At 38.9% G+C, this 12,939-nt stretch carries 11 protein-coding genes; all 11 read right to left on the reverse strand.

Going from position 1 to position 12,939, the window contains the following annotated elements; genetic code table 11:
- Positions 1-6 precede the first annotated feature (6 nt).
- Complete coding sequence (locus tag HMPREF9720_RS10635; protein ID WP_139022488.1) at positions 7-585, reverse strand: FG-GAP repeat domain-containing protein; 579 nt, start codon at positions 583-585, stop codon at positions 7-9.
- A 58-nt stretch (positions 586-643) separates the two neighbouring features.
- On the reverse strand, positions 644-1,558 hold the full coding sequence (locus HMPREF9720_RS10640) for a hypothetical protein (RefSeq protein WP_039940488.1): 915 nt from the start codon (positions 1,556-1,558) through the stop codon (positions 644-646).
- 30 nt (positions 1,559-1,588) lie between these two features.
- Positions 1,589-2,446: a hypothetical protein gene (locus HMPREF9720_RS15675; RefSeq protein ID WP_039940490.1), complete on the reverse strand. Its 858-nt coding sequence runs from the start codon at positions 2,444-2,446 to the stop codon at positions 1,589-1,591.
- 121 nt (positions 2,447-2,567) lie between these two features.
- A complete protein-coding gene (locus tag HMPREF9720_RS10650) occupies positions 2,568-4,628 on the reverse strand; it encodes a tetratricopeptide repeat protein (RefSeq protein WP_009598330.1) in 2,061 nt (686 codons plus the stop codon).
- Between the two features lie 642 nt (positions 4,629-5,270).
- A complete protein-coding gene (locus HMPREF9720_RS10655; RefSeq protein ID WP_139022489.1) occupies positions 5,271-5,618 on the reverse strand; it encodes a hypothetical protein in 348 nt (115 codons plus the stop codon).
- Between the two features lie 13 nt (positions 5,619-5,631).
- Positions 5,632-5,985 (reverse strand): hypothetical protein, encoded by a 354-nt coding sequence (locus tag HMPREF9720_RS15465; protein ID WP_139022490.1) that lies wholly within the window; start codon positions 5,983-5,985, stop codon positions 5,632-5,634.
- A gap of 646 nt (positions 5,986-6,631) precedes the next feature.
- Positions 6,632-7,690, reverse strand: a complete 1,059-nt coding sequence (locus HMPREF9720_RS10660) for a DUF3871 family protein (protein ID WP_009598328.1) — start codon at positions 7,688-7,690, stop codon at positions 6,632-6,634.
- Positions 7,668-8,387, reverse strand: coding sequence for an AAA family ATPase (locus HMPREF9720_RS10665; RefSeq protein ID WP_009598325.1), 720 nt, complete (start codon positions 8,385-8,387; stop codon positions 7,668-7,670). The genes HMPREF9720_RS10660 and HMPREF9720_RS10665 overlap by 23 nt, the downstream gene beginning before the upstream one ends.
- A 209-nt stretch (positions 8,388-8,596) precedes the next feature.
- A complete protein-coding gene (locus HMPREF9720_RS15470) occupies positions 8,597-10,348 on the reverse strand; it encodes a hypothetical protein (RefSeq protein ID WP_009598324.1) in 1,752 nt (583 codons plus the stop codon).
- A gap of 166 nt (positions 10,349-10,514) precedes the next feature.
- A complete protein-coding gene (locus tag HMPREF9720_RS10675; RefSeq protein ID WP_039940495.1) occupies positions 10,515-11,819 on the reverse strand; it encodes a HEPN domain-containing protein in 1,305 nt (434 codons plus the stop codon).
- Between the two features lie 38 nt (positions 11,820-11,857).
- On the reverse strand, positions 11,858-12,079 hold the full coding sequence (locus HMPREF9720_RS10680; protein WP_039940497.1) for a hypothetical protein: 222 nt from the start codon (positions 12,077-12,079) through the stop codon (positions 11,858-11,860).
- Between the last annotated feature and the right edge of the window lie 860 nt (positions 12,080-12,939).

Here is a 12,939-nt window from a genome sequence, read left to right on the forward strand (position 1 = left end):
TTTATGTCACTCAATTTTTACCGATTTTTCAATGAGTGTACTCTCCCCGTCATTCCATTCGACTGTTTGAATGATTACATATCCTTTCTTGTTAGGATGAGGTCGTACAACATCACTCGGCGGATTCAAAGCGTCATAATCAACATGCAATAGCTTTTTCCATTGATTAGTACGTGATAATGAATAAACCGTATATCTACATATTCGGCTAACGGCTCTTTCATTAAAACCTATTTCATCCGTACCGTCACCATTCAAATCGCCCTCGTTGGTTAATCGCTCAATCTGAAATTCGGTTTCTATGGCAGGAATTGTTGGATTGCTGAATGTTATATTATTGAATTTTCCATCATCTACTTCATCAAGGCTGTAATATTTAGCAGAATTCGATTCGCTATAAGCATATTCAATCTTTCCATCACCGTTAAAATCGCCTTTTATAGTATCTCGTTCGTAAATATCTCTTACAATCAAATCAGTCTGTTCTGTTTGGCTTATTTTGTTTTCGACAACTATGTTTGGTTGTGTTCTATTGCCACAACCAACAATCAGTAAGGCGAATATGGGGAGTAAGTAGTTTTTCATCTTCTGTGACACAATTTCATAAAAATTCATTTTATATACCCCTTAAAAATTATGTCACTCAATTTCGTTTGACATATTCTTTCTTAATCAATCGCTTTTCTAATTTGTAAGTAAAAACAGAATCTATAAAATTATCATATTCCTCTATACGAACTAATTCATACATGGGATAACTGTTTTTCTCTTTTGCTTTTTGATAAATTTTCCGTTTCCCTGTCATACCTAATGTCGTAACAGTTATTTTTCCTCCTGCTATTTCTGCAAAATCGTTTATTTCAGATATAAATGGCTCGTAATTGATTGGCTCATAAGTAGCATCGTTAGTCTTTTCATAAAACCGATAACAATTACAATCTTTTCCTCCTTTACCCCACATATTAAGTGCTAACATTTGTCCGTTATCTACAAAAAAGAAAGGAAGCCATATTTGTAAATATGAATCTTTATCCTTGTCTGGTGTGAAATACTCTTTGTCTGGTATGGGATACTCGATTTCATATACACACGATCTGTCAAATTTGATAGAATCATCCCACGCAATTCCGAACAATTCATCCACAAAGAAGCGATCATGCGTTATTGAAAATTGAGTATCTTTCTTCTTGAAATTTATAATTGCTGGGCCTACTATCTTTCCCAAATATGCAATATCATTAGGGTACCATAGAACAGACACTCGATAGCCGTTTATACTGTTCTTATAACGAATACGAACAAGCGTGTCCATCTTGTTCTCTCGAATAAATGGATGTCGGGCTTTTGCTAATGATAATTTTAATTCCGTATCCCTCAATAACTGTTTCATTGAATCTACTATGTGTAAGTGTTGCTTGCTTATAGAATCAAATGCCTTTATATATACCTGCTTGACGGAATCCAATTTATGAGTAAAAATAGCCTGCACCTGTTGCTGGCGTTGATTGCCACACCCGACAATCAGTAGTGCAAGTAGTATTAGTATGCAGCTCTTCATCTTCTGTGACGCAATTATGAAATGTTCTGTTTATATAGCCCCGTTCAAAATATGCCACTTTTCTGTCTCCACTTCCTTGACTGTATTATCAACAACTTGCAATACGCCTTGTAATACCTCTTTATTGTCGCTGGTTTTTATCTCTTTCACCAAGTATGCTTTCAGTTGTCGTAAGGTTTTAAGAGATTCTAAAATATCCCCTTTTGCTTTATAGATTCCAGCCTTATACATTTTGCTTACAGAATAAGCAAAAACAGGATCAGACCCTGCTTTCGATAAGATTTCAGGCATTCTGTTCGCTAAATCAAATGCCTTTCCCCACATCTTGGCCTCTCGATAGAAATCGGCTAAATTCTTCACCAAATCAGTATAGTGTTCTGGGATATATTGTTTCCCATTTACACCAATCATTCCCTCTGTCAACATAAAATCAAGCTCTAAATCTCGAATAATCAATTCGTAAGCCTCTTGCTCTGGCAGTAAATTGGCTGCCATTCCTGCAATTATTTCATAATGAAATAGGTAACGAGCTGTGGAATGTTCCAATGCAATCAAAAAATAACCTCTATTCTTATCTACTCGATAAAGATCGAACGCCTCTTTGATTTTTTCTTCATTACATAATCGAATAAATGTATGCCACACTAAATCCGCAGAGTCTCGCATCTGTTGCATAGCCTTTGTATCGAAATCATCGCCTTGCAATAATTGAGCGACTTCATCCTGCGTCTTGGAGGCGTCACCAAGTATTGCTCGGCTCATGCTATCCAACTCAATCAAACGTGCGGCAATCCCATTTGTGGGCTTTATTGGCCATTTTTCTGTATTGGGTTGATTGCCACACCCAACAATCAATAAGGCGAATATGGGGAGTAAATAGGTTTTCATCTTGTGTGACGTATTTTGTAAATATTTCCATTATATAGCCTGTGAAAATTATGTCACCAACGAACAAATAAACTTTCTCCAACGAATCGCTCAATTGGAGAAAGTCTATATGTCCCTTGTTCTATTTCTGTTTGATAATCAATTTTGAATTGATATTGTCAATAGTAACCGTTCCGAAACGTTCCAGAACTGTCTGGCCGAGTAATAGCGGAGCCTGCTGGTTGTGGACAACCGAAGCATCAACATTACGCAGAATGGCATCGCCAATCTTGATTTCACGCAGACGGATTGTCGTACCCTCGTGAATCTCGCCAGTTGCCACGCTGTAATATTCTTTGCCCTTAATATCGTCTGATTTTAAATAGCCATTTTTAAGCATAAAATTAGCTTCCACCGAGGAGATTGTAACCGTACTTGCCCCCGTATCGAAAAAGAATTTTAAAGGCAATTCATTAATCGTACAAGGTATTTCATAAAGTCCGCTATGCATTTTTTTCATCTGTATCTCGGAAATCGTTTCAATCTTATCCTTTGCCTGTTCATCATCGGCTTCTATTCGAATAGGTTTTGCCTTATATTCCTCAATTAAGCGCTTAAATTCGGGCAGTTCTCGAATTGCATCCATATCGTCATCATGTTCGATATGTGCAAACGAGCGATAACCATTTTTAAAGGCTTTGCGAAGTGCCGTAACAGATTCATCCAACTGTCCCATGCGTGCCAACAGACATGATTTGTCGTAATAGACACCGTTTCCTGTTGAATCAGCTGCAATTACTTTCTCCATCCATTCGAGAGCTTCGGTATTCCGTCCTAATAAGTGAAGGGCATATTGGCGGCAACTGCCACTTTCGGCAACCGTATCCTGTCGAATAATCTCCTCGAAATCCGCATTGGCTTTCTCTTTTTCTCCACGTTTCAGATATAATTCACCTCGCATTAAGAAAATGTAAGGATAACTTTTATCGACATCAATTCCCGCATTGTAATCTTTCATTGCCGAATCATCGTCGCCCGTCAGTTCGTAGCACCAACCACGCTTGTAATAAGCATAAGCATCGACAGGTTCAAGTTCTATTCCTTTGGTGAAGTCGGCGATAGCCTCTTCGTATTTGCCACCCTCGCGGTAATAATCGGCTCGCCGCACAATAGCAAAATAATCTTTGCCATCCCCCAATTCAATAAACTTTGTCATATCGACAACAGCACGCTCTGTATCGCCGATTTCATTATAGCAATCAGCCCGATAATAATAGATATTTCTGGATGTGCCGTATTCTTTCTCCAAGTCGTCGTATGCCTTAATAGCGTTGGCATAATCATGCCCCAATTCATAAATGGTTACGCGCAACATCTTCCATGAACCATTATCGCTTACGCTGTTGATTTTAGATGTCACTTTCGCCAGCGCATAACTCAAATGCTTCTTGAAAATCGGATTCGTCAGCTCCGAACTGGGATTCTCTGATTTTTCATGATATGCGATTGCATCGTCAATCGCCTTGTCCACCTCGCCAGTCTTATCATAAATCTGCATACGGAAGCGATAGGTTTCATCGTAATCGGTATCGTATTTTTCGCATTTATTGACCAATTCCAGCGCGGCATCATATTCTTTTCGGGCAATCATATTGCGGATAAGGCCAATCATGGCGACCTGATCGGCTTCATCATGTTTCAACATCTGCCGATAGTCTGCATCTGCATTCGCATAATCCTTTAAATCGTAATAAATCTGTGCTCGTTCATAAAGAATATCGTGAATATCCGTTGTTCCTTTCTTGTCTTTCAACACTAATTTGTAAGCGGTATCATAGTCGGCAAGTGCTTTGTCCGAATCTTCCATATCGTAATATGTGCGGGCACGTTCCCAATACATGAGGTATTTTGGGAACATTCCACCTTTCTTATAGTATTTTATAGCAAGGTTCGCATCCAAAAGTGCATTCCCGTATTTCTTTTGTTGATAATATAAATTTGCACGAGCTATTCTTGCATCGGCATTGTTGGGAGTTTCTTGAAGCTGTTGGTCGAGGCATTTCATCACTTCTTTTTTGTCGCCGTTATTCTGTATTAGGTCGATGGCTTTTTGCAGATGGTAATCTGACGGCTGTTTCTTTTGGCCATAGCCGCTGTATGCACCTGCACACAGAAGCAGAATGATAAGTAAGTAGTTTTTCATGAGTTATGTTTATTTACTTGTATTCGTATATGTGGTGACGCATTTTGCAAAAATCTCTCTTATATACCCCTTTGAAATTATGTCACTATTGCAAGAGTAGGGACAAACATTGCCAAAGTTTCAATACCGATTTTTTGGCAATGTCGGATGTCAAGTTAGTTTGTATCATCATTTTTATTCAACCAATGGCTTATCCATAAAACACCAATGACAAGGATTGTAACAAAAATACCCCATCCAGTTGTAGGTTCTTGGTCAAGAATAAGACGTAAAGGTGTAAATATCATAAGTCCTTTATATAATATTCTCCTGCGATATATTTACATTGGTCACAAAATCGGCTGGATGTTGGATTATAGGATTGATTTCTGTATATGATTAAATCTTCCCCATAATATATTACTTTATAAACGGGATTCCCATTGTTGACTTTCTTATATAAATCGTATCGCCCCCAAGTTGCATATTCCCTTTCTCGACTATTGTATTTATATAATGTTACTTCTCCATTCTTTCTCCAATCAGAGGAAAAATTCTGTTGTTCATAGTACTCGTGATTATCCCTTTGTTTTTTGCTGAATGGATTTTGACATTGCGTTAATACGAGGCTGGTACATAAAAGCAGTAATAAAGTTTTCATAATTATCGGAGTTCAAAATATTTGACAAATACGGCTTTGAAAATCTCATCAAAAGAATGTTCATTATTATTCATTGCTCGGATGTAGCTTTGTGCATATAATCCAATCCACCATGACACCCCATCTTCATCTTGAATATTCCATCCGTTTGCCCGAACGGCTTGTTCTGTCCATGTTACCATGAATTGTAGAATTGTCGAATATGGAAAATCAACCACACCATTTACAATTAAATTGTTGGCCATATCGGCAATTTGCGGCCCGATACTTTTTTCTTGGCTTTTAAGGGCTACTTTTGCCGAGGTGCAGTATATTTCTGCTTCTTTTTCAATACCGAATGGGAAAATCATATATGTACTAATTTTAATATTTACCAATTTGAATATCCACGAAATCAGACCAACCACCATCCATGCTTATTTCGGTTACAGGTAAACCGAATATGTTGCGTGATTTTGAAATCGTGGCATAATGTTCTTTTAAACGATTTCCATAGATAGCAACCGACCCTATATTTCCTGTTCCATCAGGACAAAACATAAACAGATTCACGGGCTGGCCTTGATTGGATATTTCTATGGACATACATCCCGAACTCAACAGTTCCGATTTAAGATTCACCGTTAAATGTTGAAATGCAGGACTTGCCTTAATGTTACGATGCAAATTCGTAACGATAGCTTGGCTTCGCTCATTGAGCCGACAGGGTGGGAACATAATTCATCGTTTATACACCTCCAACCCCCAGATGTGATTAGTTAAAAAAGAAAGCGCAGGGCTGCTGACTTATTTTAGTGCGACAGGTCGTAGGAAACCCAATAGATAAAATAAGCAACAACCCCGCGCCTGTATCGTGAAGATACGACGGGAGGGCAATGCCACTTATTCTCTCTATTGTGCTTGGGAATTTCCTACGTTCGCCGCACGAGAATAAAGTTACACTTCCGTAATTCAATATGTTTCCTACAAAAGTAGAAAACAATCGTCGGAAATGCAACGGCTTTGCACCTCTTTTTTTCGGGGTTGTTGCAGATTCAAATTTCGCTAAAACAAAGTTCCTAAACAAGGGATAAACGGCTGGAAAATAAACTTTGTTTCTTGCAAATTGGGTTAGATGCTTTGTTATTCAATTTAAGCCGACATATTCCCTCAAATTGGGAGTTGCAAAACATTCCAACCCTCAATTATCGAGAATACGCCAGCGTAAAGTCGATATTTTGAGCATTGTAATTTATATAAAGACAGCTAATGCACAATAAATCAACAGACAGCATCATTGAATATGGGTTATTACGCTCTATTTACATATCAAAGAGAATACCCCTGCCATTGTGAAACAGCAAGGGTATTCTTCTTCGTTCAGTTATTCCACAAACCACCTGTACTGGGCATCGCCTTCAATGGCTCTGCCAATACCCGAGATAAGCTCGGTAGCGTTTAGCGAACGGTCGAGAAACGTGTCTATGTAGCTCGACTTGTTGGCTCCCGTAAAGAGGTTATAAACCCTCCACAAATCAATCTCTGGATTCGTGCCTCGTGAGAAATTCTCGTCCATGTAATACGCCTTTGCAACCGCGTTGATATGGCAGTCCGTAAACTCCATAGCAGGAAGCTGCCGTTTCTCGGCTGTGGGCAGGTATTGATACAACCGCGTCTTGCCAATGAGTTGGGCGAACTGGTGTTCGGTAAGGGTTCGTTCCTGCATTGCGGCCATCCGCTTTACATGGCGTTCGGCATCGTATGCTTGGAACAGGTGTAAGGTGGCATCGAACAAGTCCTGCACACCCATCACCCGCAGTTCGCTTTTGAATCCGTCCGTCGATACACAGAGGTTACAGCACACGAGGTTCTTAAAGCCGATGAAGACCTTGAATTTCTCCACCGTCTTCTTGGAATAGAGGTTCTCGTGGTTGTAGGCCCGTACCCCGCCTATCGAAAGGTTCAGTCTGTTCCCCGCCACATCCTCGTAAATCGTGGGTATCTCGAAACAGAAAGCCATCCGTTCGTAGTAGATAGTCTTGTCGGTTTCGAGAAGCTGGTTCACGGGCTTGTGGATAGCCTCTGGAATCCGTCCCTTGATAATATGGGACACGACTATATCGGGAGCGTCGATTACCTCTTGCGGGAACATACGGTGTGCAGCACCCAGAACCGTTTCGATAAAACTCTGGTGGGAGATGGTCACCTCGTTGTCCTTGCTGAATACGGGAACGACGCAATCCTCTCTCAAATGGGCTATATCCACGGGCTTGGTGTTGGCCTCGATAAAATGGCGGTTATGACGGACACCCAAAGGAATAACAGGTGTTGCAGGTCGTTCCTCTACGGTCGTTGTCCCCTCTGCGGTAGGGTTATCGAGGAAAGGATTGTCTGCATTCAATCCCACGGCAAATTCTGCATTAGGCTGAAACGCTGGGTACATGGTTGTAAGGAGTTTGAGGTTGAACACTCGGATTCGAAAGGTTGCACCATTTGAGGATGGCCTGACCGACGGCAGGTGTGATGAGAAATTCGGGACGACCCGTGAACAGTCCCGTGCGGTCTTTGGACGTGGTGGCCTTGTGGTTCATCGCTATATCCAAAACCGCAGTAAACTCGTAATCCACGTTGTCGCGCTGTACGGCTTTCAAGCCCACCTTTTCGGGAACCATCTTACCATTCTTATCCGAGAGCACATAATCCTGCTTGCTGCGCATGGTGCAAATAACATGAGCGGAGGATGTCAGAATCCGCTGGATAAAAGCGTTCTGACGGGGTGTGACCTTGGCCCAGTTGGCGAAGGAGTTGCCTTGCAGGTTGGCATGGAAATCCAGCAGATAATCCCAGCAATGGGAAATGCTGTCAATAATGATTACCTCGGCTCCTGCCTGCTCGCAAATGCCGATGGCCTCAATGTAGGTTTCGGGAGCATAGTTTTCGAGGGTGAGGACTTGATAACCGCCCAGATGGGCATAAAGGTCAGCCGAGCAGTTCTCGGAATCAATGACGGCGATTTTAGACCAGTCGCCTGTCATTCCGTAAGCGATAAGGAGTGACGAATAGGTCTTGCCCGACCCCGAAGCTCCCGCCAGAGCAAGCCGCATCTTGGCCGCCCGACGCATGGATTGTCTCAATTGCATAACTCTACAAATTAGATAATTAGTAAATGATTAAACTAATCATCCTGTCTGTTGCTTTTGTATTCGTTCTGCAATTTCTCTCGATAATATGTCACAAAAAAATCCCTCCCCGAATTTCGTTTTCCAAACCAAATAGGGGGAGGGGTGTTAATTGGGGTATTTATTCGTGGGTAGATGATAAAATCCCATATTTAATTAACATTAAAGCTTTACGCATTAAGCAATTGATAAATGGGAAATGTTCTAAATCTTTCTTGATCATCCAATGTATTGAACAATACTTGTGCTTGCACCTGATTATCACAAAGTAAATAAGCGGCTATTTTATGTTCAGGGTCGGTGTCATTTTGAATAATGTCATTTATAATACTTAATTCTGAGCCTGTTAAAAGTCGAAGTCGTTTTACAGATTGCAAATAGTTTAATTGCCTAATTGGCAACGGCAGTTCATTAGCATTTTCTAACAACCATTTAGAAAAGTTTATACATAAATCAAGTAGTTTCGGATTCGCAGTTTTATCATATGCTCGTAGCATATCCAACAACGAATAATTTAAACGATCTGCTAATATTGGATAATTCATAATATCTTGCTTAAAAGAAGATATTACACGATCATAGTATTGAGACGGAAATGTTTTATAATTTATTTGATCCAACAATGCATATTTAGATATAGGATATGTTTCCCCGTTGCTACACGATATGGATACATTCATCTCTTGCTCAAGAATATTAATAAACATATCAGGCTGTTTTCCCTGTCCCTTTACAAAAACGACAGGAATATATAAATTAAATATCTGAAGCCCACACAAACAAGGAGAAGCATCATTCAAGCTCTTTTTAAAACAGCGTTTCCCTTTTAAAATCACATCCATCAAAAGAGCTATTTTCTCACGATATTCTAGTTTAAAGTCATTGTAATCAATAACTAATTCGTCTTTTACACTTAATGCGACAAGAACTTTTTGAATATTTTTTAGATATTCTAAATGTTCTTGAAATTCAGCTATTCGAGGCGTTATTTCTTCGTCTATCTTTGTAGGATCTTGATGAATTGTTGCATCTCCTAATGTAACCTCTCCTGCTTGAAAAAAATCCAACAAAAAGGACATATCTGTAATTTGCTCAGATAGTGTCCCTTGCAAATTAAAGTCTGCTTTGAGATTTTCGCCTATGTTAAATCTAATACTTTTCCCAATTTGGAGATACTTCCCACTTTTGGTATAGACCAGATGATACAACGAATAATGAGTTTTTCCTTTAATTGTAATTGATTTTTCTATTGTCCTCTCCAGTTGAAGACAATTAACTGTATCAAGAGGTATATCTGGATAAATATCTAAAGGAGGTTTGGCATATAAGCATACCTCATGATTAAATATATAATCAAATAGAGAATCGGGAGAATCACCAAAACATGTAACATTGATTGATGTTTCATGCGTTTTAAAATCTTCCAATTTTAAAGTTGGAGTATCAACAAAACTAACTTGCTTTTTACAATCATCAAAAAAATTCATCAGTACAGCAACCAACTCATGTTCATCTGTGGGTAATTCCTTCAATTTAATATTAGTTCCTTGCTGACCACCTTTATTGGCTAATAATTTCTTTATTTTGATTGGCTGTAATAGTGAATAATAAGACTTAGTATCACTATTATCATCTATTCCAACAACCAAATATAAAACACCGAGAGTGCGATAACTTCTCAAATCAGATATGGGTACATGAAAAGTTAGCGTAGGTTTGTTTATGGACTTAACTCGTTCTCCTTTGACTTGAACGGGAATTCGCCCATATAGCGATTCATTCTTTTTTGATTTATTGGTGTAAATGTAGATGTGCCCATCCCACAATGGCTCTTTGTCTTTTTCAGCAATATATGCAGATAATAAAGACATTTTTGCTATTAACAGTTTAATAGTACTAGTTGCCAATTGCTCTATATCCATATCAAAATTCATTTTACATCCAAATATACGAATTTCTTTGATAGAAATGAATGTTCACAATATGCTATTAAAAGACAATAGAAATGAGATGACATAAATTGACATTTTGGGGGAATATGGAATAAAAAGCCCTCATACTTAAGCATGAGGGCTGGATATATTCTTTTCAATCAAATGTCGGCGGCAAATCTCGGACAATCTGCTGTATGGCTGAATCTTTAAAACAGATATTTATTTCATCTGTTGTCAATCCGATATTGTCCAAAATACAGCAGGTTAATAAGACGATACATTTCTGCGTCAAATCATATAAATCATCCCCTGCAACTGCCTTGCTAACCATTTTATCATCATCGGGGATCAGATGGGAATATTTATGTCGGGATTGTGTCAGTTCTTCTGCATCAATTCGACACTCCTGTAACATATAAACACCCTTGAACTGCTCTAATAACCTTTCTATTTGTAATTGATATTTTTTAATATCCTTACCATCTTTTTTATTGACGAAGCGTTTATAGTAGCCATCCAATGCCTGTGCTATTATCAGGAAATCGGGAGCGTCGAAAAAGCGGTTATGTTGTAACGACCGAATCAGATAATTGCAGATAGGTGATAACTGCTCAAAGTTTGCATGCCATGCAAATAACATCAATGGTACTTTGTCTGCCAATCTATCATATTTAACTAATGGCACTTTATAAGGGGTTGTGGATGGCTCCATTTCATATAAAAGAAATGCCCATCTTCTCGGTTCTTGTCGGATTCTCAACTCTATCTTACATGGCGATTGATTACTAAAAAGTGCAATAGATAGAAATTGAGAAAACTCAAAAACAAGTTGCATCAGCCTATTCGTTGGAATAGGTTTATTAGCAGAAACTCGCAAATAGGTATTTTGTGCAACGGTTGTATCGTAACGTGCAGGTATGTACTCCGAATAAGGCACTAAAGCTATTTTGATTCCGTCTTCAATTTCTGTCTCCAAAAACGGATCGCCTTTCCGCAAATCCAGCGTACATGAAATAAGTTTGCCATTACGTTCTTCCTCACGATTATCTTGAAATGCCCAATTTTTTAGGTAAGGGAACTTTACCGTGCAAATATCGAATATCGGTTCATCCATTGATTGAACATGGCGACCCAATATAACATAATCGACATTGAATTCCATCTTTGAAAAATCAGCAACGCAATCCTCTTGCATCGGATTGTCTATGCTAACATTAAAAAGCGTAAATTCATATCCATTTGCATCTCTGCCCCATATCACATCGTACTGAAAATACATATTTGCAATGATACCCTGTGTGGGTGCATGGTATATTTCTAATTTTATGGGCTTATTTTCATCGTAATACAATGTCCCCATGCACTCTTGATATTCACAGAATTGTCGTTTGAATTCATCCTTTTCTGGAAATCGCCATTTACCATGAAATACGTTAGGGATATATTGTTTGCTATTCATACTATTAAAGTCTTTTTAACAAAATTAGAAAAATGCTTCTAAAACTCAAAACCTTTGAACTCCTCCTTAAACTGTTTTGCTTGTTCGGCTCGTTCCGTAACGGCTTTATATTGTTCCTGCATATCGAGGGCTTTTATAAAGTAGGCCAACGACACCTTTTCGGGTAAGGTTTTGCATCGTTTGTTCAGTTGCCAGGTAATTGTTATCGGTTCCGATGCTGACAAACCGATAGCATTGTATTTTGTAAGCAACACGGACATTGCCCGCTTATCCCAATTTGGCGGAGTTATGCCCTTTGATTTGCAGAAATCGCATATCTCTTTATAAATCCCTGCATCGGTCTTTCTGATTGCTGAATTGATAAAACAGCCTGCCGTCAGTTCATAGCCCTTTGCAATCTGCTTTATAAGCCCTAATTGCAGACATTCATTTAATAATGCAGTTGTTGTATTACGGGATAATCCGATACTCTGTGCAATTTGGCTGTTGCTTCATTGAATGGTATCTGTATTATTAAGGCATATTGCCTTTAATAAGAGCATAAATCCTGCAATTTTGGCGGGATAGTGCTGTTTGAAGAAACTGTTATCGAGGAAGAAATAGTTGCTCTTTTCTGGCTTTATATAGTAGGAATTTCGCTTTATAAAACCTCTGTCAGCATCTTCTTTAACAGTAGTCTGCACGGTCAGACAACCTGCATCCTTTAAGCGTTTAATGCTCCGCCGTATGGTTCGTTCATCCAATCCCGTCAGTAAGGATAGTTTTTCTTCTGTTATATGAGAAATATTCGTCTTGTGATTGGAGCAATATTTAATGGTTGCTCACACGCAAATATCGACGGGTTTACTGTTGCCCGTCTGAAAGTTCACGATTGATTTGGGGATTACGGTATAATTCATCGTTAGCAATGGAATTTGGATTGTTCGTAAATATGATCTCTTTTAGATGCAACAATTTTCGGAAACAGGCAATGCCGTAATGGTCTTTGGCCTGCTTGCGATTGTTGAATCATTTATGGTCTTTGATATGGTAGTACATGATCTGAAAGACTTATTAGGTTATGTATAAGTAGGTAATGTATATATAGGACACTTTTGAGCAGTTTGCACAGGACAGATTT

The sequence above is a fragment of the Alistipes sp. HGB5 genome, from assembly GCF_000183485.2.
GTDB lineage: Bacteria > Bacteroidota > Bacteroidia > Bacteroidales > Rikenellaceae > Alistipes > Alistipes finegoldii.